The sequence below is a fragment of the Stutzerimonas stutzeri genome, assembly GCF_024448985.1.
Taxonomy (GTDB): Bacteria; Pseudomonadota; Gammaproteobacteria; order Pseudomonadales; family Pseudomonadaceae; genus Stutzerimonas; species Stutzerimonas stutzeri_AP.
In genome coordinates this window covers 151,800-174,772 of the sequence record NZ_JAMOII010000002.1, presented here as the reverse complement: position 1 = coordinate 174,772, position 22,973 = coordinate 151,800, and the positions used below count along the sequence as shown (strand labels likewise).

Here is a 22,973-nt window from a genome sequence, read left to right as displayed (position 1 = left end):
TGCCTCCCCCGGGACGTCCCAGATACCTGCCAGCCTCGGCCGACAGGACGAACGCGTCGGGGGGAGCGACCCCTTAGTAGAAGCCGACGAAGTTGAGGAACCAGCCCTGGTAGCGGTAGTCGAGGCGGGTCAGATCGTCGCTAAAGTCGGTGAAGTTGTAGCCGGCACCGACACGGAAGTTCTCACCGACGTCGCGATCAACTCCGACCAGCCAGCCCTGACGCGCCCCACCGTCCTTCACATCGAGCCAGCGATACTCGCCCAGCGCACTCCAGGCACCCTGCAGGCGATACCGCCCCTGCATGGCGCTGAACCGTGCCCGACTGTCGAACCACTCACCCTGGTCGCGTCCGGCCCGCGCCTCACCAAGACGCTGGGCCAGCTTGCCGGCAAATTCCCAGCGCTGGTCGAAGCGGTAGGTGCCCTCGAGCGCGAACACGTGGGAACGCTGGTCGAACTGCGAGGATGAGTCAATCTGGTCGAGCGTCGAGCGGTCGTACAGGTAGGTGTACTTGCCGAGCGCTGCCCAACGCACATTGTCCACCGGGCGCCAGGCGAAGCCGACGTTGGACTCGATGAAACGCGCACCCTGCTGGGCATCCAGCTGGTCCTGAGTGTCCGAGTAGTTGAGGCGACCGGCGATGCGCCAGGACTCGTCCAGCTTGTGCAGCAGGCGGTTGGTCGTCAGCCACTGGCGGCGGCGCTCGGCCCCGGTGTCGCGGCGGAACTCCATTGCGCTGCTCCAGCCAGTGCGCGGGGAGGTGTGGCCGCCGCGCACGCTGTAGGCTTCGCGGTCGACATCGCCAGCCGGAGTTTCCAGTTCGCCTTCCTGAATGGTGAAGCCGTAATTCCAGCCCTCGGCCGGGTAGAAGTCCATACCGAAGGTGTGCGCGATCCCCTGGTCCTGGCCGGATTTCAGCCACTGGCTCTCATTGAACATGCTGGTCTGGTTGGAGACACGCCAGCGCTGGCCGAGCGTCAGGCCACCGGGCGTGCCGCCGAACAGCGGGTCGGTTTCCGCCGAGGTGTCGGTGGAATAGGTGTAGCCGCCGTACAGGGTGTGATCAGCCGCGACGCGGTATTCACCATTGATCCCCGCCGCATTGCCGCGGTCGCCAGCAGTGACCTCACCGCCGATGCTGGATAGGTCACCAAACAGGTATTTGCCGCCCAGAGTCGCGGCATCGTTGTCGCGGTAGCGGCCGCCATCGTTGTCCAGGGTCGCCTGGGCGATTCCGTACACTTCCAGCGAACTGCCGATGCGATGTCCATAGCGCAGCGCGCCGAGAGTGCCATCCACCGCCTGAGCGCTGCGGGTCTCGGTGACGCTGCGTACTTCGCCGCTGAGCGTGTCGTTCTCGCCCAGACGATAATCGGCCAGTACCTGACGCTGATCGAAGCGATCACTGCCACGCTCGGCATTGCTCACACGACCAGGTTGACGAAGGCCTCGTTGCAGAGGGTGACAAGACCATCGGTATCGATGGAATAGAAGCCTTCGCTGGCTGAGTCCAACAGGCTGCGGGTGAACGCCTCGCTTTCCAGCCGTTCGATCTCGGCGCGGCGGCGTTCATGGCGATCAGGTCACGGTCGCGTTGATAAATATCCGGGCGATAGTGTGGTTGTCCGGTGCTGTCCGCATGTGGGGCAGCATTGGCCTGCATCGCCCGGTTTCCCTGTTATTGCTGACGCGTTGATTGTTAAGGCGCGCTCCGCTCTAGCAAAAGAATGGTCCGCTTCAGCAAAGGCTTCGTTGCAAAAGGGTCATAAGATACCCCACAGCGCAGGGGAGAAACATGACTGACCGTTCCATTCAGAGCAACACAGCGTCTCGCAGCCAACCCACACATGCCACCGCCCAGGCCAGCATGCTGAGCGAGCTGTACTGGTACGTCCGGGTGGTCGAAGCGGGAGGCTTTTCCGCAGCAGCGGAGCGCACTGGAGTGGCGAAATCCAGCCTGAGCCGGCGCATCATGCAGCTGGAGAAGCGTCTGGATGTGCAACTGCTCAATCGCAGTACCCGGAGGTTCGCCATGACCGCCATCGGCGAGCAAATTTACCGCAACGCCCTGGACATGCTCACCTCGGCCGAGACCGCCGAGATTCGCGCCCGTGAAGCCAACGACGTTCCCAGCGGCCTGATCAGACTCGCGGCCCCGGCGATCTTGTCCAGTTGGGTGTTGAAGGCACTGGAGCGCTTTCAACGTCGCTATCCGAAAGTGCAGTTTGCCTTCATGCCACGGGACACGGTTGTCAGCTTGACGGAGCTGCGCCTGGATCTAGCCCTGACGCTTGATAGCGTTCCACTCGACAGCGGCGATATCGTCGTACGTCCGCTCGCCACGCTCGACAACCTGATCGTCGGCTCGCCTGCGTTGCTCCAGCGTCTGGCACGCCCCGCCAGTATCGCTGAGGTGGGAGACAGCGACCTGCTCGCCCTAAGCGGCCCGCAGGAATTGCAACCGTGGCGCTTGCAAGACCATCCCCGTACCGTACAAACCCCTGCGCTCAGAACCGACAGCCTCGCCGCGCTCAAGGATGCCGCGGAGGCAGGACTGGGCTTGGCCTGCTTGCCGTTACTGGCCTGCCACCGTGAACTCGAGGCGGGCGACCTGTGCCGTGCTTGCAAGGAGGACGAGCCAAGCGCGTCAGCACTGTATGTCATGACACCGTCTTATCGCGGCACACCCCAGGCCGTACGAAGCCTCATCGATCACTTGCGCAACGAGGTTGCCGATAGGCCAGGCAAAGGAATGCACCCGGCCATCCCCTGATTGCTCCGGTCCGCCTATCGAGGGTGGCAATCCTTATGGTTTTCGACACGGCATTGCGCCCGCTCCCGCGGCGCGCCGGTAACTAGCCGGCATCCGCTCTCGACATCGTTCCCGCTCCGCTTCTGCACTGCCCGGTATCGACGCACGCCGCCACCAGAAACATCACCATTCGTGGCCGAAAACGGCTACGGGTAAGGCTCGTCATCTTTTGCCCTCCGACCTTAAGCCGCACAATCTAAGCCGCTAGCAGCGCTCGAAAGAGCCGCACGCAGCCACCGGATAAAAGTCATGCAAAACAACTGTTAACAAACAGTTTACTCGCGGCGAGCAATCGCTATAATGGCGCCCATCTTTTAGCCGGTATAGCTCAGCTGGTAGAGCAACTGACTTGTAATCAGTAGGTCCCGAGTTCGACTCTTGGTGCCGGCACCATATAAAACAAAGGCTTGCAGCAATGCAGGCCTTTGTTTTTTCTGTCATACGCAAAAACGGCGTCGATTAACGGCTAAGCGGAATCATCCCCAGCGCCTCTTCGCTACCGCAGCCGAAACCACAGGTCCGCTCCAGACTCCAGACGAGGCTCCGCATCGTCGAGATTTGTTGGCAGAACCCTTGAGGGAATCCCGCATGGAAATCAAGGTTAATTTTCTCGACAACCTTCGGCTTGAAGCCAAGTTTGATGACTTCACGGTGGTGGCCGATCAACCCATCCGCTACAAGGGCGATGGTTCTGCACCGGGCCCTTTCGATTACTTTCTGGCCTCGTCAGCATTGTGCGCAGCTTACTTTGTGAAGTTGTACTGCCAGACGCGCGATATCCCTACCGACAACATCCGTCTGTCCCAGAACAATATTGTTGACCCAGAAAATCGCTATAACCAGATTTTCAAGATTCAGGTCGAGTTGCCAGCGGATATTTCCGACAAGGACCGCCAGGGCATCCTGCGTTCCATTGACCGCTGCACCGTAAAAAAGGTGGTGCAAACCGGACCTGAGTTCGTCATCGAAGAAGTCGAAAACCTCGATGCCGACGCCCAGGCGCTGTTGATGCTCGATACGGACCCCGACGCCAGCACCTATATCGCTGGCAAGGATCTCCCGCTAGAACGGACCATCGCCAACATGTCGGCCATCCTGGCGGGCCTTGGCATGAAGATCGAAATTGCCTCCTGGCGCAATATCGTCCCCAACGTGTGGTCGCTGCATATCCGTGACGCGCAGTCGCCGATGTGCTTTACCAATGGCAAAGGCGCTACGAAAGAAGCGGCCCTGGCCTCGGCATTGGGCGAATTCATCGAGCGGCTCAATTGCAACTTCTTCTACAACGATCAGTTCTGGGGCGAAGAGATCGCCGACGCACCGTTCGTGCATTACCCGAACGAACGCTGGTTCAAGCCTGGCCGCAACGATGCGCTGCCCGCAGAGATCCTCGACGAGTACTGCCTCAATTTCTACAACCCCGATGGCGAACTGCGTGGGTCGCACCTGATCGACACCAACTCTGGCAACGAAGCGCGCGGTATCTGCTCGCTGCCCTTCGTACGTCAGTCGGATGGCGAAACCGTGTATTTCCCGTCCAACCTTATCGAGAACCTTTACCTCAGCAATGGCATGAGTGCCGGCAATACGTTGGCGGAAGCACAGGTGCAATGCCTGTCGGAAATCTTCGAGCGTGCGGTGAAGCGCCAAATACTTGAAGGCGAACTTGCCCTGCCCGATGTGCCGCATGAGGTGCTGGCGAAAGATCCCGGCATTTTGGCTGGTATTCAGGGCCTGGAAGAACAGGGCTTTCCTGTGCTGGTGAAGGATGCGTCACTGGGCGGCGAATTTCCGGTTATGTGCGTCACCTTGATGAACCCGCGCACCGGCGGTGTGTTTGCCTCGTTTGGCGCGCATCCCAGTTTCGAAGTGGCGCTTGAGCGCAGCCTGACGGAGTTGCTGCAAGGCCGCAGTTTTGAAGGGCTGAACGATCTGCCCCAGCCGACTTTCGAAGGCTACGCGTTAACGGAACCGAACAACTTCGTTGAGCACTTCATTGATTCCAGCGGAGTCGTGTCGTGGCGCTTCTTCAGTGCCAAGGCAGATTTCGAGTTCGTTGAGTGGGATTTTTCGAGCCAGGGCGGCTCCAGTGAAAAAGAAAGCGCCAACGCCGAAGAAGCTGCCACCTTGTTCGGCATTCTTGAAGCCATGGGCAAGGAAGTGTACATGGCGGTATATGACCAGCTTGGCGCTACCGCGTGCCGAATTCTGGTGCCGGATTACTCGGAGATCTACCCGGTCGACGATCTGATCTGGGACAACACCAACAAGGCACTGTTCTTTCGCGAAGACATTTTGAATCTGCATCGCCTGGGCAATGACGAATTGCGTGCACTGGTCGAGCGATTGGTCGAAAGCGAACTGGATGACTACACCGATATCACCACCTTGATCGGTATCGAGTTTGACGACAACACAGCTTGGGGCCAGCTAACCATCCTTGAGCTGAGGCTGCTGATCTATCTTGCCCTGCAGCAATACGATGAAGCGAAAGAGCTGGTGGAAACCTTCCTGCAGTTCAACGACAACACCGTCGAACGCGGCTTGTTCTATCAGGCCGTGAATGTAGTGCTTGAAATACAACTGGACGACGAACTTGAGCTGGCCGATTACGAAGTCAACTTCCGCAGAATGTTTGGCAATGAGCGGATGGACGCTGCAATCGGTTCGGTGAACGGCAACGTTCGCTTCTTCGGCTTGACGCCGACCAGCATGAAACTGAAAGGCCTCGACAGGCACCTACGCTTGATCGAAAGCTACAAGAAGCTGCATAGCGCCCGGGCAAGTGCGGCAGCGCTGGCTCGCTAACCGCTTGTGGCGCAGTTCATGCGCACTGTTCAGGTATGAGAAAGTCAGGCAACGCCTGGCTTTTTTGTAGGCCTTCCCAACCAGGGTGTGCTTGTGCACCGCAATTGCCCGGCCCTGTCAGCCCCGGCACCCAGCGCCGCCGAGTAGCGATTTTCACGGCGCATCGTGAAAGATGATCCCTGTCGCGTAGCGGTTTCCAGAGCGGACCCGACTGACCCCGTGACGCATATTGACCCGATAAAAGCCCCGTTTTCCAAGAACCGGTCGATGTTGAACGGCAAACACCACTGCGTCTCCTTGTTCAAGGGGGACGACTTCTATGCGCGACTGCATCCTGGGACGTTGCTCGGTCAATACGAACTCGCCGCCTGTGAAATCAATACCCGGCCGAGACAGCAGGACCGTGGCTTGCAGCGAAAAGAAGTGTTCTGCGTAGATATCCTGGTGCAGACAGTTGTAATCGTCCTGGCCGTACCGCAGCAGCAGAGGCGTAGGCCGCGACTGCCCGGCGGCGTGACAGCTAGCGAGAAAGTCGGCCAGTGCCAGTGGATAACGTACGGAAAGACGCAACGTCTGATTCCAGCGGTTTGCTATCGGCGCTAAACGGGGATAGAGCTCCGCCCTCAGTTGGGATATGACCGGTACGAGCGGGTAACCAAAATACTTGTACTCGCCACGGCCAAAACCGTGACGCTGCATGACGACTCGGCTCCGAAAACAGTCGTCACGCTCATACAATCTGGCGAGCCACTCGCATTCACTCAGCGACAGTAGGCTTCTTAAGACGGTGTGACCGCGCGCATCCAAGTCGTCTATGGCCTGCGGCCAATCGAACCCACAAATCCGCTGTGCGATTGTCTCAGCGCTTGCGTCGTCTTCTGGGTCAGCCATTGTTCTGAGTTCTCCCTGCAGAATGCTCGTCATGTGCAGCCATGGCCTGGTCATTTCAACGCTCAGCAACGACGGGGAAACGGCGGTCTTTTCGGCGTAAGGCTTAGATCGCGCTAGCCCACGTTATGCCGGGTTGGCCCTAGTGTGACCAGGTGCGCCTGCCCCTGTATGCCAGTTCTGGCTCTCGAAGCCGGGCACGAGGATGGCATTGAAAGAGGAAGCAGCTACGAAGCCCGCCGGAACGCATAGCCGGCAGTGTTGCCAGGTTTGCTGGCTGAAGATACTGAGGGGCAACACATACAAAAAAGCCCCGCATCAAACGATGCGGGGCTTTTCTGTTTGGCGCTGAGTCCTGTTCCTTTAAGCCGCTCCGAGCGGCAATTCCCTACGCCATCCAGGCGCTTGCGAGATCCTTCGCGGCAGCGTTGCCGACGGCCCGAAACGTGGCGGGCCGTGCGCCGTGCTAGGCGATCCATGACGCGTCGAAACGGGTTATGGAGCGGCTAACAAGCGGCGCAGGGTTAAGAGCAGGCGTGATGGCAAAAGTTCAACTTTTGAAATGAAAAGGCCACCAGGATTAAGCGGCACGATCAACCTGGGCTCGTCTTCGTGACGATACCGCTGATCGGGGCGCGCTCCGCAGGTCGGCGAATTCCTGTTTTTCCAAGCCCGCACGGCCCGCCACGCGCTTTAGCCCGCACATGCCGCGAATGCTGGGTTCGGTCGGCGTAGCCATTGGCCAGGCAGCAACAGCACCGAACATTGGTAACGGTCTCGATACATTTCCGCTCCGCACATCACCGGAACATGAGGGGGTTACTGCGGTCAGCTGAGCGTCGCCGCACTCCAGCGCAACAAACCGGGCATATGACTGCCACCACGGAGCCAGCAGCCTTGAGGAGTTAGGCCATTCGATGACAGCGATCCATACTCTTTTCAACAAGCTCAAGCTCTACCTCTTCAACGCCTCCTGGATGATGGCGGAGCGGCTTTTACACATCGGCGTAGGTTTTCTCACGGCGATACTGCTGGCGCGGTATCTGGGACCGGAGCAGTTCGGCATCCTCTCCTACGCGATATCAATGACGGCCATCTTCGCCTCCGCAGGGCATATGGGCCTCGCCGGGTTGGTGGTGCGTGAGGTGGTCCAGCAGCCGGATAAAATACCGGAAACCCTTGGCACCACCTTCGTGCTGAAGCTGACCGGGATGACCATCGGCTTTACGCTGATCCTCATCTATTCGCTGCTGTTCGAAGAGATCGGCGGCACCGAATTCTGGATGCTGTTGATCGTCTCCACGGCGATCTTTTTTCAGACCTTCGATGTGGTCGAGTACTGGTTCCAATCGCAGGTGCAGGCTAAGTACCCGGCGATCGCCAAATCCACTGCGATTTTGCTGTCGGCCGGTCTCAAGCTGTTGCTGGCCCTTGGCGGTGCCGGCGTGGTGGCCTTTGCCTTTGCCCATACCGCGCAGTTCGTGCTTGCCGCAGTGATTCTGGCGATGCTCTACAAGGGCACGACGACCGTCTCGCTGATGACTTGGAAAGCCAGTTTCGCCAAGGCGAAGGAGCTGCTCAGTCAGGGCTGGATCATTTACCTCGGCTCGATCTTCGCGGTGATCTACATGAAGATCGATCAGGTGATGCTCAAGTGGATAGTCGGCGCCGAAGAGGTCGGCGTTTATGCGGTCGCCGCGCAGCTCTCCGAGGCCTGGTATTTCCTGCCGACGGCCATCGTCGCCTCCTTCTTTCCCAAGTTGATCAAGCTGCATGCGGCCGATGCGGCGCGTTTCAACCTTCGTTTCCAGCAATTGTTAGATGTGCTGTTCATCCTGGCCATCGCCGTTGCGGTGCTGGTGTCGCTCATCGCCGGGCCGCTGATCGCGCTGTTGTTCGGCACCGAATACCAAAGCTCCGCATCGATTCTCACCATCCATATCTGGGGTGGCGTGTTCATTTTCATGCGCGCGGCGTTCAGCCGCTGGATTCTGATCGAGGGCGCGCTTGTGTTTTCGCTGATAACCCAAAGCCTCGGCGCGCTGGCCAATGTCGGCCTGAATCTGGTGCTGATTCCCCATTACGGTGGTGAAGGTGCCGCCATGGCGACCCTGATTTCCTATGCCGTCGCCTCCTACGCCGCGCTGCTGGTGCACAAGAAGACCCGGCCGGTGTTCTACATGATGACCAAATCCATGTTCAGTCCATTCCGTTATGCATTCAGCGCCGTAGGAGCCAGTCGATGAGCTTGAAATCACTTGCCAAGGCCCTGCCCGACCCGATCAAGACCACGCTCAAGGCCACCCGAGACAACGCCCGTCTGGCGCTGGTCCGGCTGTTCTCCGTTAACGGTTTTCTGTCCTCCGTTTATTACTGCCTGCTCAGCCGCGAGTTCGACCGCGAGCACCGAGCGGTGCTGCTGGGACGCCTGCGGTTCGCCCGATTGATGCGCAGCAAAGGCGAGAACGATGCTTTTTTGCGGCGCAACGTGCATCGCCTGGAGAAGGGGCTGATCATGCGCCCGCGCCGCTCGACCTTCGCCGAGGACTACATCGGTGCGACGGTACGCTGCTTCGCCGATGCGACTCAGGCCGGGGTGGTCAACGGCCAGCAGCGCTGGGCCAACGACGTGCTGGGCGATTACTTCTCTGCAGTCGGCAGCACGCCGCGCATCGACTCGGCTAAACAGGCCTTCGCCGACGCGCAACGCCCCGATGAATCCAGCCGTTGCGTGCCCTACCCGCATAGCCAGCTGCCGGCGTGCCCGGTCAGTTATGACGAACTGATGGTGCTGTTCCGCCGCCGTCGCTCGGTGCGTTGGTATCAGGACAAGCCGGTCGCCAATGAGCTGATCGAGCAAGCGGTCAGAGCTGCGGCCCTCGCGCCTTCGGCCTGCAACCGGCAACCGTTTCGCTTCTACGTCAGCAACGATCGGACCAAGGCCGCGGAAGTCGCCCAGTGCGCCGGCGGCACCGCGGGCTTTCACGACAACCTGCCCTGCGTGATTGCGGTGGTGGGCGACCTCGGCTGCTATCCCGAAGCGCGGGACCGCCATGTCATTTATATCGACGGCTCGCTGGCGGCGATGCAGCTAATGCTCGCGCTGGAAAGCCTGGGCCTGTCCAGTTGTTCGATCAACTGGCCGGACGTTGAAGAAAAGGAACGCCAACTGGCGAAGAAACTGGGCCTGGCCTATCACGAGCGCACGGTGATGCTGCTGGCGGTGGGCTATGCCGATCCAACTGGAGGGATCCCCTATTCGGACAAGAAGACCGAGCAAGATTTGATCGTATTCAACTGAGGTAAGCGATGATTATCGAGATCAGAAAGGCAGGCTTCGTCAATAAAGGCGCGGAGCTGATGCTTCACGCGACGTTGCAAAAGCTGAAAGCCCGCTATCCCGACGCTACCTACGTCATGGCGCCCACGCCGAAAAAGGCCGAGCAGCCGTTTCGCAAGCTAGTCCAGCTGGGCTTCTATCCCAAGGCATGGCTGTGGCGTTACGGCATCCAGTGGGGCACGCTGGCCAACTTCGCGCCGCGCCCGCTGCGCGAGATGTACGGCGTGGTGCTGGACAAGGAAGTCGATGTGGTCATCGATGCCGCCGGCTTTGCCTACAGCGATCAATGGGGCGAGAGTCCCTGTGCGGAACTGGCGCAATCGACCAAGCGCTGGAAGAAGAAAGGCACCCGCGTAATCCTACTGCCCCAAGCGCTGGGGCCGTTCGAATCGGAAAAGAACCAGGCGGCGATGAAAACCGTGGTGGAGAACGTCGACCTGATCTTCCCCCGCGAACGCGTCTCTTACGAACACCTGACCCGGCTGGTCGGCGAGCAGGCGAAGATCAAGCAGTCGCCGGACTTCACCAATCTGGTGAGCGGCGTGCTGCCTCAGGGTTTCGATGTCGAGCAGAACCGCTTTTGCATCGTTCCCAATTGCCGGATGCTCGACAAGACCGATCAGAAGACGCGTGAGGCGTACCTGCCGTTTCTGATCACCTGCACGCGCTACCTGCTGAAGAAAAACGCCAAACCCTTCGTGCTGGTACACGAAGGCAAGGACGACCAGCAGCTGGCCGAGCAGCTGTCCGCCGCCGTGGGCGGCATCCCGATCGTTCAGGAAAGTGGTGCGCTGGAAATCAAGGGCATCCTCGGTGCATGCAGCGGCACCCTCGGCAGCCGCTTTCATGGCCTGGTCAGCGCGCTATCACAGGGCGTGCCGGCGCTGGCGACGGGCTGGAGCCACAAGTATCAGATGTTGTTCGAGGATTACGGCTTCCCGGATGGACTGGTCGAGGTGACCACCAACCAGGCGGAAATCGAACGCAAGATCGACCTGGTGACCGACGACGCCGAGCGGATAAGAGCGCTGATTCAGGCCCGCACCGATCAGCTCAAGCAACAGTCCGAGCGGATGTGGCAGGAGGTCTTCGCGGTCATCGACCAGTGCCAGCGCAGCCGCCGGGCCGACCGCGAAACCGCTGGCGCCGCCTGAGCGCGGCAGGCCTGGCGAATCAGCCTAGTAGGGTGGGCCGGGCGGCGTTCCGCTTTAGCCCACCAGTAATCGAAGCCAGCCGAAACAGCCCAGGCGGCGGCGTTGAAACCTGTTTGTGCGCAGAAGCGTGGGCTGAAGCCCACCCTACATGTGTGAACAATTGGTAGAGCGGACCGGGCGGAGTTCCGCTTCAGCCCACATCTTCAGCGACGCCGGGCAGAGCGCTGGCGGATCAGCCGGTACAGGTAAAACAGGACAAACAACACCACCACGCCGGTGGAGATCGGATCGATGTAATCGGCGACCTTTTCGTACTGTGATTCGAGCACGAAGCCGGCCAGCGCCAGCAGCGCGGTCCAGGTTAACGAACCCAGTGTTGAATACAGTAGAAACAGCATCATCGGCATGCCGACGATCCCGGCCGGCACCGAAATGAGGGTGCGCACCGCCGGCACCAGACGGCCGAAGAACACCGCGCTTTTGCCATGTCGATCAAACCAGCGGCTCGCTGCGTCAACATCCTCGGGCGACAACGTCAGCCAGTGTCCCCAACGCTTGGCGAGGCGCTTCACGCGTTCCTGGCCGAGCTTTGCGCCGGCGTAATACCAGGGCAACGCACCCGCCACCGAGCCGGCAGTGCCGGCGACGATCACACCGGCAAAGTTCAGTTCGCCGCGGGCCGCCACGAAGCCCGCCAGCGGCATGATCAGTTCGGACGGAATCGGCGGAAAGATATTCTCCAGCAACATGAGCGCGAACACGCCTAGGTAACCGAACCCCGAAACGACTTCCACGACCTTATCGAACATCGGTTACCTCTGCGGTTGTAGTGTGGCGACCGGCGGTAGCGACGCATAGTAGTCCGCCAGCGCCTGTATCTGTTCGGGTGTGAGGCGCTGCGCGGCGCTATGCATGACGTGCGTGTATTCGCTACCGCCGCGGGTACCAGCGGTGAACAGGTCCAGTTGTTGCTTCAGATAGCGGGCGTACTGGCCGGCGATTTCCGGGTACATTGGATTGCGCGGCGAGCGTTTGGGGCCATGACAATGAACGCAGGACGGTATGCCACGCTCCGGTATTCCACGTTCGGCCAACTCTTTACCGCGCGCCAGCGCTTCAGGCGCGGCGCCGTCCGCAGGAACAGACACCGGCAGACCGGCATAGTGCTTGGCAAGCTCACTCAGAATTTGTGAGTCGAGCCCGGCTGCGACCGGCTGCATGATGCCGCTGTGGCGCTTGCCGTTGGCATAGGCCTGCAAAGTGCCGAGCAGATAGGCTTCGCTCTGCCCTGCCAGCCGCGGGACGGCGCCGGCGCCGCGTCCGCCGCCATCCGCGCCATGGCAGCGGCTGCAGGCAGTCAGCGCCAATTCCAGTCTATCTTCCGATGGTCCGAGACGCTCAATGGTCGCCGTCTTCTCATCACCGGCGCGATCACCCAGCGCAAGCTCGTCATAGCGCTGTTCGGACATTTCCGGCAATGCCTGAAGAAAAGCCACCATGGCCCAGATTTCATCGTCCCGGTTGGCGCTCGGCCAGGCCGGCATGGCGGTGAACTTAACGCCGTTCTTGACGATCCAGAACAGTTCCTGCGGCTTCCATTGCTCGATTCGCGGCGGCAAGAATGGCGGTTCAGGCGTCATATGGCGCACGATCAGTGACCGCTCGCGCCCCGGTGCGCCATGGCAGATGGCACAGCTGGATTCGTAATGCCCAGCACCTTTGAGCACCAACGCCGGGTCGTCCAGCGGCGGCACCTCGATGCCCATCGACTGGGTGCTCACGGCGCGGCGCATGGCGTAGTGCAACAACCAGCCAGTAGCGCCCCAGTGCCCGGAACGGGCGCTGATCGACACCAGCCCCAGCGAGACCAGTGCGAAACCGCCCGCACCAGCGAGCGTCGCCACCAGCGCCAAGGCTGCCAGCACGCGCTTCCAGGAGCCGCCCGACAGCCAGCACAGCCAGCGCCGCAAGCGCGCCGCACCTCGCTGCAGGATGCGCTTAGCTGAGCGAAACGGCATCGCGTTTGTCCTGTAACAGGCCGAAGAGCAGATACAACCCGCCGATCAGATAGGACGTACCGCCGAAGACCAGCATGATCACCCCGCCGATCTGCTGGTCTTCGAGCGGCGTCAGGCTCGACAGGCCGGTGTGTTCGAACAGCGGTCGACTGGACATCGTCAGTAGCACACCGAGCAGCGTCATGTGCATCGAGGTCAGCAACAAGCCGGCGATGCCGGCCAGCGCGCGCCGATGCCGGACGCCGCCGAACGCCGCCAGCCACACCAGCAGCCCGACGAACAGATAACTGCCCTGCTCCAGCACCAGTGCGGTTTGCGAGGCGCGTGCCGCGTGGTGCAGTGCCGGCATGTGCCAGGCCCAGACCACAAACAGTTCGATCACCGAAGCCAGAATCGGCGAGAACAGCGCGGGTATGCGGCTGGAAAGATCCAGCCGGCCTCCGGCGAGCCCGATCGACAGCAGCGGCGCCGCGACGGCCACCACCATCACATGCATGAGCATATGCCCGACGAACATCCGCTCCGCCATCGCTGGCAGCGGGCCGAGCCAGACCGCCGCCAGCGTGGCCAGACCGAGCATCAAGGCCAAGGGACGCCAGATCATTCGCAACTCCTGACGAACACCACGCACAGCGCGACGAAAATGGTGGCAACGAAACTCAGACCACTGAGCAGGAGCGTCGAGAAACCGAGAAAGCGATGACGGTCCGCCGGCGTATCGAAGTCATGGGGCGCCGTGGCGTGACCGAAGGTATGCATGCGCCACCCGCGCCAGCCGGTCAGGCCGATGCCGACAAGGGCCAGCAGCGTCAGCCCGCCGATGATCATGCGCAGGTCGCCCAACGGCCCCGCCCGCCCGGCGACCTTGGCGCACCAGACCGCGGCGGCGACATAGCACAGCAGAAAATGCACAGCCCAGATGGTCGGCCCGAAGGTCAACAGCCAGAGCGTGCGGTGCTCGTCCGGTGGTACTTCGGATGCTTGTTCCGGTCGAGTTTCGATTGATTCGTTCACGCGACCTCCGGGAAGCCGGCAATGACCGCGACGGTCACACCGACCGTAATGGCCATGAAATGCCAGTACAGCGCGACATTGTGGATGTCGATGTCGTGCTCGGCGGTCATTCGTCCGGCAGCACGCCGCGCCAGACCGTAGAGCTGCATGATCAGGCCGACGGCAAGATGCAGCAGACACCAGAGCACCAGCACCCAGACGGTCGCGGGGTAGACATTGCTAGTCGGATCGAGCCCGCTGAAATGCGGCCCGGCGAAAAGCGCACCGCCTCCGGTAAGGGTCAGCAAGGCAGCCAGCCCCAGCGCCAGATAGAACCCCGCCGCCTGATCGCGGCGGTTGCAGCGGCGTGCCAGCACCGTCAGGCCCCAGGACGCCAACACCAAGCCCAATGCGAGCAGCGGCCAGAGCACGCCGGGACCGGCAGCGTCCGCCGGCGGGAAGTCGTCATGCACCGTCCAGAAGAAGAAGTAGCCGAACACCAGACTGGCGAAGGCGCTCATGTCGCCGATCATGGTGATGAACATAGCCCACCAGCCCACCGATTTGGCACCCGAAGCATAGAGCGGCGCCGTCACGCCCAGGCCGATGTCCTTGTGCGGTTTTTCCGGAATCACTGCGGTGCCGGTCCACAACCAGACGAGGAAGGTCACCAGGGCGAGAAAGCCGCTGGTCAGCGCGGCGACATACCAGCTGTAGGTCGAGAAGATGAACAGCCCGCCGGTGAACACGGCCGCCCAGAAGGCCAGGAAGGTCGGCCCCGGCACCCGCAGGCACTGGATCGGCTCGGCGTCGATGATGCTGCTGATCAGCGTTTCGCGCTTGCCCTCCTGTGCATCGGGAAGATAGAAGCGTCCGGCATCGACGTCGCGTATCAGGTTGGGCTGGTCCCAGAGCGGATAACGGCCCTTTATGATCGGGATCGAGCGTACGCCCCAGGACTTGCCGGGCATTTCCGCAAGCCATTCCAGCGTGCCTGCATTCCATGGATTGCGCGGGCTTAACGGCTGTTTGCCCTTGGGCCGCAGCACATCCCAGACCAGCACCGCGACCCCGGCGGCGAGGATGAAGGCGCCGACGGTAGAGACCATGTTGAGCACGTCGAAGCCCATGTCAGGGGCGTAGGTGTAAACCCGTCGCGGCATGCCCAGCAGGCCGGTGAAGTGCATCGGTAGGAAGCCGATGTTGAAGCCGATGAACATCAGCCAGAAGGCGATTCGCCCGAGCTTGTCAGACAGCGTCTTACTCCTCGCCAGCGGGAAGAAGTAGTACAACCCGGCAATCACCGGGAACAGCATGCCACCGATCAGCACATAGTGCAGGTGCGCGACGATGAAGTAGGTGTCGTGCGCCTGGAAATCGAACGGCGCCAGCGCCACCATCACCCCGGTCAAGCCACCAAGCACGAAGATCGCCAACGCGCCGGCGACGAACAGCATAGGCACCGATTTGACGAAGCGTCCGGCCAGCGCCGTGGCCAGAAAACAGAAGATCTGCACCCCGGTGGGAATCGCCACCGCCTCGGACGCCGCCGAGAAGAATGCCAGCGAGATGCCCGGCATGCCGGTGGTAAACATGTGATGCACCCACAGCCCGAAGCTGATGAAGCCGGTACCCACCGCGGCCAGCACGATAAAACTGTAGCCGACGATGGGCCGCTGGGAGGCGGTGGGTACGATGGTTGCCACCAGCGCCACGGCGGGTAGGAAAATGATGTACACCTCCGGATGGCCGAAAATCCAGAACAGGTGCTGCCATAGCAGCGGATCGCCGCCGCGGGTGTGATCGAAGAACGGCCAGTCGAAGGCGCGCTCCAGTTCGAACAGCAGATCGCCGGCGATCAGCGGCGGGAAGGCGAACAGGATCATGCCCGCCACCACCAGGATGTACCAGCAATACAGCGGGATCAGGTTGATGCGCATGCCCGGCGGGCGTGTCTTCAGCACGCCGACGATCAGTTCCACCGCCGCCGCGATCGACGCCACTTCGATGAACGACAGCCCAAGCAGCCAGATATCCGCGCCGATACCGTCCTGGTAGGTAGTTGTCAACGGGGGATACATGAACCAGCCGCCCTGCGGCGCGACGCCAAAAAAGATCGAACCGCAGACGAACACGCCGCCAATGATGAAGCACCAGAAGCCGTAGGCCGACAGGCGCGGAAACGGCAGGTCCCGCGCGCCAAGCATCTGAGGCAGGATGAGGATCGAAAACGCCTCGAAGATCGGCACGCCGAACAGGAACATCATCACTGAGCCATGCAGGGTGAAGACCTGGTTGTAGGTTTCGGCGGACAGCAGATCGTTATCCGGCACCGCCAGCTGGGCGCGAATCAGCATCGCCAGCACACCGGCGAAGAGGAAGAACAGAAAGGACACGCCGGTGTACCAGAGCCCGACCTCGGTGTTGTTTACCGCCGACCAGTAGCGCCAGCCGGTGGGCGTCTTCCAGGCGGCGGCGAGGCGCTCGGCCTGCGCCTTGGCACGGGCTTCGTCGTGCGGATCGCGGTCGTCCATCGGCTCGCTCATTTCAGTCCGCTCAGGTAGTGCGCCATGGCGTTCAATTGCTCTTCGGGCAGCATACCGAACGCGGGCATTCTCACGTCCGGCTTGATCTCACCGGTGTGGCCGATCCAGCGCTGGAAGGCGTCAACGTCCACCGGCAGGGTCCCGGCGCCAAGGCTCAGACGGCTGCCGACGTGGGTCAGATCCGGGCCGAGCGTGCCGTCGGCTTCGGTGCCACGCACGCTGTGGCAGGCGCCGCAGCCGTTGGCGAGAAAGGCCTGCTGGCCCTGCCGCTGCAGATCGGTTTGCGGTGCCCGCGCCGGTTCGGCCTGCCCGGCGAGCCAAGCGTCAAACGCTGCCGGCTCCATCACCACGACCGGGAAATTCATCAGCGCATGCGCGGTGCCGCAATATTCGGCGCAGGCGCCGCGAAAGGTGCCGGTGCGGGTCGGCTCGAGCACCAGCTCGGTGGTACGGCCGGGAATCATGTCGACTTTGCCGCCGAGCGAGGGAATCCAGAACGAGTGAATCACGTCCGGGCTGGTCAGGCTGAAGGCCACCCGCTGACCGACCGGCAGACGAATTTCGTTGGCCAGCTCAACCTTGGCGCCGGCCTCGGTCTGGTAACGCACCCGCCACCACCACTGTTCGCCCGAGACATCCACCTGCAGGTCGATATCGGCGGTCGAGCGTAACGGCTCAATCAGCATCAGCCCATAGATCAGCAACCCGGTGAGCACCACGACGGGAAAGGCGATCCCGCCGCCCAGGATCAGCCAACGTGCGCTGCGAATGCCATGCGCTTCGGGCTGCGCCCGGGTGACATAGAAGGCGATACCCATCACCAGCGCCCAGATCAGCAGGCCGCCCCCGCACATCCACCAGAACAGTTCGGCGATGCGTTGGGCACCAGTGCCGGCGGGGTTCAGGGTCGATTGCTGACCATCACAGGCGACCAGCAATGCCGGCAGCGACAGGCCGAAACCGCATTTCTGATACCGCGCGGGCAGGATGTCTTTGCTCAGCTGAGGCCACATGGTCCGGCTCGTTGAAGGTCCCGTCCGTGTGACCCCTGATAACGCCGAAAAGTTGGATGGCGATGCGCGCCCTCGGCGCTATCGAAGCGTAAAAACAGCGGACACCTCGCCGTTACGCTGGTCAAACAAATCGCGCGTTGAAGTTCAGAGAGAGAAAAATGGATCCCGATCGCAGTCATCGACGCTATTTGCTGACGCTGACCCTGTTGTTTCTGCTGGTCTGGGCAGGCCTGGCCATCGCCCCGCTGGATCGCCATGACTGGCTGCTGGAAAACATGCTGGTTCTCGCATTGGCCATCGCCCTGCTCCTGGGCCATAGGCACTACCTACCCTCACGCAGCGCGGCGACGCTGATCGTCTTTTATCTGTGCATCCACCAGCTGGGCGCCCATTACACCTATGCCAAGGTGCCCTATGACGCCTGGTGGCAGGCGCTGACAGGCGCGAGCCTGGATCAGGCGCTTGGCTGGGAGCGCAATCAGTTCGACCGTCTGGCTCACTTCAGTTACGGACTGCTGCTGGCCTACCCCATCCGCGAAGTGCTGATTCGCCTGGGGCTGCGCCCCGGTGTCTGGAGCCTGGTGCTGCCGGTGGATATCGTGTTGTCGACCTCGGCGGTGTACGAGCTGATCGAATGGTTCGGGGCAGAGATGCTTCCCAGCGGGCAGGGACGGACCTTTCTGGCCACGCAGGACGACCGCTGGGACCCGCAGAAGGACATGGCCTTGGCAGCATTAGGCGCGCTCATCGCGATGCTCTGCACGGCGCTGCTGTCATGGCGCGCCAATCGGTCCACCCGACAGACGCCGTCTTGATGGGCGACAGGCTAGCGACGCGCGGTACTCGCGGTTCGCTCTACCGCGTCGGTGGCTTCGGGAACGGTGGTGACGCCGATACGCCGCAGATACCAGAGATACGCCAGATGCGAACAACCCCAGCCCAGCAGCACGCCCGCCGCATTGGCCAGCATGTCGCCCGGCGATGCCTGGCGATTGGGTAGAAAGCTCTGACCGACCTCGATCAGCAAGGCCGCGCCAAGGCTGGCCAGAATGGTCCAGACCACCCGCCATCGCGGGAAGGCCAGGCGCAGCGTGAAGGTCAATGCCGCAAAGCCCAGCATGTGGTGCAGCTTGTCCTGTTGGTCGAACACCTGTGGCACCGGTTCGGGCCGCAGCCCGCTGAACAGGATGATTCCCAGGACCACGATGAAGGGCAACGCACGCAAACAATTGATAGACAAACGGAAACTCTCGCAGTGGTCGGGGTAAAGGTGAGCAGGACCCGAACGGGCAAAAAATGGTGGCGTCACGACCAGCGCATAAGTCACGTGACGCGATGCGTACCGGATATGGCTGTCCGGCTTGCACGCTATGGAGGCTGATTGCTGTCGATAGTTCGCGTCCACCTGCAACGAATTGCTCGGCGGTCATGTGCACGGCCCATTCATTCGACTGCGCCGCCAATTAAACCGAACCACGCTGGCAGAGTCCCAACTGTTAGGATCGTCAAAAGCCGCAGCGCCCGGGCACTCGCTCTGACGCCATCGCATACGGATAAGAATGTTGACTCACCCGACGTCTACGCCCGGCAGTTTGCAGCGTCACCCGAACAGCGACACGCTGACGATCGGAGGCGATTGGACGTTGCGGCATTACGCGGCGCTGCGGCGTGAGGTCGAACAGGCACGCCATCAGGTCACTGACGTTGATCGCGTCGAGCTCGATGCCATGGGCGATCTGGATACCGCTGGCGCCGGCCTGTTGGTCGAGCTGCTCGGCTCGGCGCGCATCGCCAGCCTGCCGGAATGGGCGCCGCAACTGCCGCCGGAACGCCAGGCGTTGTTGCAGACCGTCGCCGCCGCGCTGGATCAACCGCAAGCCAAACAGGAACCAGAAACTAACGGGCTGGCCGACGTGCTGGCGCATATCGGGCGCAGCGTAGCCGGCGTCTGGAACCAGCAACGCACCTTGCTCGGTTTCATCGGCCTGACGCTGCAAACGCTGTTCACCGCCATCTTCAACCCGCGCCGCTGGCGCATCACCGCGCTGGTCGCGCACATCGAGCAGACCGGCCTGGACGCCATTCCCATCGTCGCCCTGCTGACCTTTCTGGTCGGCGCGGTGGTGGCCTTCCTCGGCGCCACGGTGCTGGCCGATTTCGGCGCCACTATCTACACGGTCAATCTGGTGGCCTTTTCCTTTCTGCGCGAATTCGGCGTGCTGCTGGCGGCGATCCTGCTCGCCGGGCGCACCGCCAGCGCCTTCGCCGCGCAGATCGGCGCGATGAAGGCCAACGAGGAAATCGATGCCATCCGAGCCATCGGCCTTAGCCCTGTCGAACTGCTGGTGCTGCCACGGGTACTGGCGATGCTGATCACCCTGCCGATCCTGACCTTCATCGGCATGCTCAGCGGCATCGTCGGCGGGTTGGTGGTCTGTTCGCTGGCGCTGGATATCTCGCCGGCGATGTTCTTCACCATCCTGCAGCGCGACATTTCAATCAGCCACTTTCTGATCGGCCTGGGCAAGGCGCCGGTATTTGCCTTCCTGATCGCTGTGATCGGCTGCCTCGAAGGCTTCAAGGCCAGCGGCAGCGCGCAGTCGGTGGGCGAGCACACCACGTCCAGCGTGGTGCAGTCGATCTTCATGGTGATCCTGCTCGATGCCATCGCCGCGCTGTTCTTTATGGAGATGGGCTGGTGAAATCAGACGAACCCGTGATCCAGGTCAGGGGCCTGGTCAACCGCTTCGGCAGCCAGGCGGTGCACGTCAATCTCGACCTGGATATCCGTCGCGGCGAGATCCTCGGTGTGGTCGGTGGCTCCGGCACCGGCAAGTCGGTCCTGCTGCGCAGCATCGTCGGCCTGCGCCAGCCCAACGCCGGCAGCGTCAGAGTGTTCGGCGAGAACCTGCTAAAGCTCTCGACGCAGCGCCGCTCAGAGGTCGAACGGCGCTTCGGCGTGCTGTTTCAGCGCGGCGCCCTATTCACTTCGCTGAATCTGCAGGAGAACGTTGCCCTGCCGCTGATCGAACACGCCGGGCTCAAGCGCGCCGATGCCGAGCATCTGGCGCGGCAGAAATTGGCGCTGGCCGGGCTGCCGCCCGACGCCGCCTGCAAGTACCCCGACGAGCTGTCCGGCGGCATGGTCAAGCGCGCCGCACTGGCCCGCGCCCTGGCGCTTGATCCGGAAGTGCTGTTCCTCGACGAGCCCACCGCCGGCCTCGATCCTATCGGCGCAGCGGCCTTCGATCAGCTGATCGTGACCCTGCGCGATGCCCTGGGTTTCAGCGTATTTCTGGTCACCCACGACCTGGACACGCTCTACACCATCTGCGACCGCGTTGCGGTGCTGGCGCAGAAGAGGGTGCTGGTGGTCGATACGCTGGAAGCGGTTGCTGCAACAGACGACGACTGGATTCGCGATTATTTCCACGGCCCACGTGGCCGCGCCGCGCAGGATGCCGCGCAAAAGTTGGAGACGCCCTAAATGGAAACCCGTGCCCATCATGTTCTGATCGGATTGTTCACCGTGGTCGCGGTCGGCTGCGCGCTGCTCTTCGCGCTGTGGCTGGGCAAGTCCAGCATGGACCGCGAATACAGTTACTACGACGTTGGCTTCAGCCAGGCGGTCAGCGGCCTGTCCAGCGGCAGCTCGGTGGAATACAGCGGCATCAAGGTCGGCGATGTCACCGACCTGTGGCTCGATCCCGAAGACCCGCGCAAGGTCCGCGCACGCATTCGCGTCTATGGCGGCACGCCGATAAAGACCGACACCCAGGCGCGCCTGGCGCTGGCCAACATCACCGGTAGCATGGTCATCCAGTTGCACGGCGGCAAACCGGAAAGCCCGCGGCTCGAAGGCAACCGGGATGAACCGCCACTGATCGTCGCCGACCCGTCTCCGCTCAGTGCGCTGCTGGAAAACGGCGAAGACCTGATGAGCAACATCAACAACCTGCTACTCAGCGCCAACAAGATTTTCTCCGAAGAAAACACCACACGGCTGAGCCGCACGCTGGAACATCTGGAGCAAGCCACCAGCGTGCTGTCCGAACAGCGCGGCGACCTGGCCCAGACGCTGCAACAGTTCAATCAACTGAGCCAGCAAGCCAATACCGTCATGGGCGAACTGTCGAGCCTGGCGCGCAACGCCAACGGCTTGCTCGACGACCAGGGCCGCAGCGTGCTGGACAGTGCCGCGCGTTCGATGAGCGCGCTGGATCGCACCACCGCCCGCCTGGATACGCTGCTTGAAGAGAACGAGGGCGCGCTGAACAACGGCATGCAGGGGTTCAACGACCTCGGTCCGGCGATCAACGAGCTGCGCAGCACGCTCGGTGCGTTGCGCCGGGTCACCCAGCGCCTGGAAGACAACCCGAGCGGCTTTCTGCTCGGCCGTGACAAATTGCAGGAGTTCACCCCATGAGCCTTCGCCACCTTCGCCAGACCTCGTTCCGCCTCGCCCTGTCCGGGCTGATCATGGCGCTCGCGGCGTGTTCGATCCTGCCCGAGTCACAGACCCTGCGCATCTTCCTGCTGCCGACCGCGACGACGCCACAACAGGTCAGCGAACCAGTGCTGCAACATGCGCTGCGCATCAATACCCCGCAGGCCAGCCGCATCCTTTCCAGCTCAAGGATCGCCGTGGTGCCGCAAGGCAACCAGATCAGCGGCTATCAGGGCGCTCGCTGGAGCGATGCGGCGCCGATGCTGCTGCGCGATCGCCTGATCGAAGCCTTCCAGCGCGACGGGCGCATGCCTTCGGTGAGCAACGAAGAGGTGAACCTCTACGCCGATCTTGGCCTGCACAGCGATCTGCGCGCGTTTCAAACCGAATACATCGACGGCGAGCCGCAGATAGTAATCCGTCTCGATGCGCGCCTGGTGAACCTGCACGACCAGAGCACCCTGTCCAGCCGGCGTTTCGAAGTGCGCCAGCCCAGCGCCAACCCCAGCGTGGAAAGCGTGGTCGAGGCGTTCGGCCAGGCCAGCGACACGCTAAGCCGCGAGGTGCTTGAATGGACCCTTTCCCACGCACGGCAACTGCCGCAAGGCTGAGGCGCTCGCTACCCATCTTCCAGGCGGGCTCGTGCGAGGAAATCACCCAGGCGGCGCAGCAGATTTCCGATATGTCCATGCAGATCGCCGCCGCGGCCGAAGAGCAGTCCGCCGTCACCGAGGAAATCACCCGCAACGTGGTCACCATCAAGTCGCTGGGCGACACGCTGGCGACCAACTCGGTGGAAGGCGAACGGCAGGCGCACCTGCTGCAAGGGCATGCCAGCGGGCTGAACGACAAGGTTGGTCGCTTCACTCTCTAGGGCGCTCCTCTTATGAGCGGGCCCGAAACGGCGTCAGACTCCGTCTTCGGGCCGCCGCAGCGTAAGCGCGCCGGAGCTG

At 61.9% G+C, this 22,973-nt stretch carries 20 protein-coding genes and 1 tRNA gene; 12 read left to right on the top strand and 9 right to left on the bottom strand.

What is annotated here, in order from left to right; translation table 11 throughout:
• Window positions 1–73 precede the first annotated feature (73 nt).
• Window positions 74–1,429, bottom strand: a complete 1,356-nt coding sequence (locus NA647_RS03590; RefSeq protein WP_256056452.1) for a hypothetical protein — start codon at window positions 1,427–1,429, stop codon at window positions 74–76.
• Between the two features lie 367 nt (window positions 1,430–1,796).
• Between NA647_RS03590 and NA647_RS03585 the strand changes: the two genes are divergently transcribed.
• From NA647_RS03585 to NA647_RS03575, 3 genes are all read left to right on the top strand, one after another.
• Complete coding sequence (locus tag NA647_RS03585) at window positions 1,797–2,774, top strand: LysR substrate-binding domain-containing protein (RefSeq protein WP_256056451.1); 978 nt, start codon at window positions 1,797–1,799, stop codon at window positions 2,772–2,774.
• A gap of 356 nt (window positions 2,775–3,130) precedes the next feature.
• Window positions 3,131–3,206, top strand: a tRNA-Thr gene (locus NA647_RS03580).
• A 195-nt stretch (window positions 3,207–3,401) separates the two neighbouring features.
• Window positions 3,402–5,621, top strand: coding sequence for an OsmC domain/YcaO domain-containing protein (locus NA647_RS03575; RefSeq protein WP_256056450.1), 2,220 nt, complete (start codon window positions 3,402–3,404; stop codon window positions 5,619–5,621).
• Window positions 5,622–5,774: 153 nt separating this feature from the next.
• Here the strand turns inward: NA647_RS03575 and NA647_RS03570 are convergent, their stop codons facing one another.
• Window positions 5,775–6,512: a 2OG-Fe(II) oxygenase gene (locus NA647_RS03570; RefSeq protein ID WP_256056449.1), complete on the bottom strand. Its 738-nt coding sequence runs from the start codon at window positions 6,510–6,512 to the stop codon at window positions 5,775–5,777.
• 914 nt (window positions 6,513–7,426) lie between these two features.
• On the opposite strand from NA647_RS03570, the gene NA647_RS03565 reads away from it, so the two are divergent.
• The 3 genes from NA647_RS03565 to NA647_RS03555 are packed head-to-tail and all read left to right on the top strand — an operon-like array spanning window position 7,427 to window position 11,003.
• Window positions 7,427–8,755 (top strand): flippase, encoded by a 1,329-nt coding sequence (locus NA647_RS03565; protein WP_256056448.1) that lies wholly within the window; start codon window positions 7,427–7,429, stop codon window positions 8,753–8,755.
• Complete coding sequence (locus tag NA647_RS03560; protein WP_256056447.1) at window positions 8,752–9,810, top strand: nitroreductase family protein; 1,059 nt, start codon at window positions 8,752–8,754, stop codon at window positions 9,808–9,810. Before NA647_RS03565 ends, NA647_RS03560 begins: the two co-directional genes overlap by 4 nt.
• A gap of 8 nt (window positions 9,811–9,818) precedes the next feature.
• A complete protein-coding gene (locus NA647_RS03555; RefSeq protein WP_256056446.1) occupies window positions 9,819–11,003 on the top strand; it encodes a polysaccharide pyruvyl transferase family protein in 1,185 nt (394 codons plus the stop codon).
• A 203-nt stretch (window positions 11,004–11,206) separates the two neighbouring features.
• On the opposite strand, the gene NA647_RS03550 is transcribed toward NA647_RS03555, so the two are convergent.
• Genes NA647_RS03550 through coxB form a run of 6 tightly spaced genes read right to left on the bottom strand, consistent with a single transcriptional unit; the run spans window position 11,207 to window position 17,573 of the window.
• Window positions 11,207–11,812 carry a DedA family protein gene (locus NA647_RS03550; RefSeq protein WP_256056445.1) on the bottom strand — a complete coding sequence of 202 codons (606 nt, stop codon included), beginning with the start codon at window positions 11,810–11,812 and terminating at the stop codon, window positions 11,207–11,209.
• Between the two features lie 3 nt (window positions 11,813–11,815).
• Window positions 11,816–13,021 (bottom strand): c-type cytochrome, encoded by a 1,206-nt coding sequence (locus tag NA647_RS03545; protein ID WP_256056444.1) that lies wholly within the window; start codon window positions 13,019–13,021, stop codon window positions 11,816–11,818.
• Complete coding sequence (locus tag NA647_RS03540; protein WP_256056443.1) at window positions 13,002–13,625, bottom strand: cytochrome c oxidase assembly protein; 624 nt, start codon at window positions 13,623–13,625, stop codon at window positions 13,002–13,004. Before NA647_RS03540 ends, NA647_RS03545 begins: the two co-directional genes overlap by 20 nt.
• Window positions 13,622–14,035, bottom strand: a complete 414-nt coding sequence (locus NA647_RS03535) for a hypothetical protein (protein WP_256056442.1) — start codon at window positions 14,033–14,035, stop codon at window positions 13,622–13,624. Before NA647_RS03535 ends, NA647_RS03540 begins: the two co-directional genes overlap by 4 nt.
• Complete coding sequence (gene ctaD, locus NA647_RS03530) at window positions 14,032–16,548, bottom strand: cytochrome c oxidase subunit I (RefSeq protein ID WP_256056441.1); 2,517 nt, start codon at window positions 16,546–16,548, stop codon at window positions 14,032–14,034. The genes NA647_RS03535 and ctaD overlap by 4 nt, the downstream gene beginning before the upstream one ends.
• 8 nt (window positions 16,549–16,556) lie before the next feature.
• On the bottom strand, window positions 16,557–17,573 hold the full coding sequence (gene coxB, locus NA647_RS03525) for a cytochrome c oxidase subunit II (protein WP_256056440.1): 1,017 nt from the start codon (window positions 17,571–17,573) through the stop codon (window positions 16,557–16,559).
• Window positions 17,574–17,731: 158 nt separating this feature from the next.
• Between coxB and NA647_RS03520 the strand changes: the two genes are divergently transcribed.
• The gene (locus NA647_RS03520; RefSeq protein WP_256056439.1) at window positions 17,732–18,388 is read left to right on the top strand and encodes a DUF2238 domain-containing protein; all 657 of its coding nucleotides are present in this window, start codon (window positions 17,732–17,734) and stop codon (window positions 18,386–18,388) included.
• A gap of 11 nt (window positions 18,389–18,399) precedes the next feature.
• On the opposite strand, the gene NA647_RS03515 is transcribed toward NA647_RS03520, so the two are convergent.
• Window positions 18,400–18,807 carry a VanZ family protein gene (locus tag NA647_RS03515; protein WP_256056770.1) on the bottom strand — a complete coding sequence of 136 codons (408 nt, stop codon included), beginning with the start codon at window positions 18,805–18,807 and terminating at the stop codon, window positions 18,400–18,402.
• Window positions 18,808–19,132: 325 nt separating this feature from the next.
• Between NA647_RS03515 and NA647_RS03510 the strand changes: the two genes are divergently transcribed.
• From NA647_RS03510 to NA647_RS03490, 5 genes are read left to right on the top strand one after another with little or no spacing between them, the layout of a single operon-like run.
• Window positions 19,133–20,275 carry an ABC transporter permease gene (locus NA647_RS03510; RefSeq protein ID WP_256056438.1) on the top strand — a complete coding sequence of 381 codons (1,143 nt, stop codon included), beginning with the start codon at window positions 19,133–19,135 and terminating at the stop codon, window positions 20,273–20,275.
• Complete coding sequence (locus NA647_RS03505) at window positions 20,272–21,060, top strand: ABC transporter ATP-binding protein (protein WP_256056437.1); 789 nt, start codon at window positions 20,272–20,274, stop codon at window positions 21,058–21,060. Before NA647_RS03510 ends, NA647_RS03505 begins: the two co-directional genes overlap by 4 nt.
• Complete coding sequence (locus NA647_RS03500; RefSeq protein WP_256056436.1) at window positions 21,061–21,999, top strand: MlaD family protein; 939 nt, start codon at window positions 21,061–21,063, stop codon at window positions 21,997–21,999. It abuts the gene before it with no gap.
• Entirely contained in the window at window positions 21,996–22,631 is a 636-nt protein-coding gene (locus tag NA647_RS03495) for an ABC-type transport auxiliary lipoprotein family protein (RefSeq protein ID WP_256056435.1), read from the top strand. The genes NA647_RS03500 and NA647_RS03495 overlap by 4 nt, the downstream gene beginning before the upstream one ends.
• Window positions 22,592–22,894: a methyl-accepting chemotaxis protein gene (locus NA647_RS03490; protein ID WP_272889543.1), complete on the top strand. Its 303-nt coding sequence runs from the start codon at window positions 22,592–22,594 to the stop codon at window positions 22,892–22,894. Before NA647_RS03495 ends, NA647_RS03490 begins: the two co-directional genes overlap by 40 nt.
• Window positions 22,895–22,973 lie beyond the last annotated feature (79 nt).

Bases quoted from the DNA above. Each gene is read 5' to 3' on its own strand.
- NA647_RS03550 (WP_256056445.1), bottom strand. From the start codon at position 11,812: ATGTTCGATAAGGTCGTGGAAGTCGTTTCGGGGTTCGGTTACCTAGGC.
- NA647_RS03570 (WP_256056449.1), bottom strand. From the start codon at position 6,512: ATGGCTGACCCAGAAGACGACGCAAGCGCTGAGACAATCGCACAGCGG.
- NA647_RS03565 (WP_256056448.1), top strand. From the start codon at position 7,427: ATGACAGCGATCCATACTCTTTTCAACAAGCTCAAGCTCTACCTCTTC.
- NA647_RS03500 (WP_256056436.1), top strand. From the start codon at position 21,061: ATGGAAACCCGTGCCCATCATGTTCTGATCGGATTGTTCACCGTGGTC.
- NA647_RS03510 (WP_256056438.1), top strand. From the start codon at position 19,133: ATGTTGACTCACCCGACGTCTACGCCCGGCAGTTTGCAGCGTCACCCG.
- NA647_RS03490 (WP_272889543.1), top strand. From the start codon at position 22,592: ATGGACCCTTTCCCACGCACGGCAACTGCCGCAAGGCTGAGGCGCTCG.
- NA647_RS03555 (WP_256056446.1), top strand. From the start codon at position 9,819: ATGATTATCGAGATCAGAAAGGCAGGCTTCGTCAATAAAGGCGCGGAG.
- NA647_RS03560 (WP_256056447.1), top strand. From the start codon at position 8,752: ATGAGCTTGAAATCACTTGCCAAGGCCCTGCCCGACCCGATCAAGACC.
- NA647_RS03540 (WP_256056443.1), bottom strand. From the start codon at position 13,625: ATGATCTGGCGTCCCTTGGCCTTGATGCTCGGTCTGGCCACGCTGGCG.
- coxB (WP_256056440.1), bottom strand. From the start codon at position 17,573: ATGTGGCCTCAGCTGAGCAAAGACATCCTGCCCGCGCGGTATCAGAAA.
- NA647_RS03520 (WP_256056439.1), top strand. From the start codon at position 17,732: ATGGATCCCGATCGCAGTCATCGACGCTATTTGCTGACGCTGACCCTG.
- NA647_RS03585 (WP_256056451.1), top strand. From the start codon at position 1,797: ATGACTGACCGTTCCATTCAGAGCAACACAGCGTCTCGCAGCCAACCC.
- NA647_RS03545 (WP_256056444.1), bottom strand. From the start codon at position 13,021: ATGCCGTTTCGCTCAGCTAAGCGCATCCTGCAGCGAGGTGCGGCGCGC.
- NA647_RS03495 (WP_256056435.1), top strand. From the start codon at position 21,996: ATGAGCCTTCGCCACCTTCGCCAGACCTCGTTCCGCCTCGCCCTGTCC.
- NA647_RS03575 (WP_256056450.1), top strand. From the start codon at position 3,402: ATGGAAATCAAGGTTAATTTTCTCGACAACCTTCGGCTTGAAGCCAAG.
- ctaD (WP_256056441.1), bottom strand. From the start codon at position 16,548: ATGGACGACCGCGATCCGCACGACGAAGCCCGTGCCAAGGCGCAGGCC.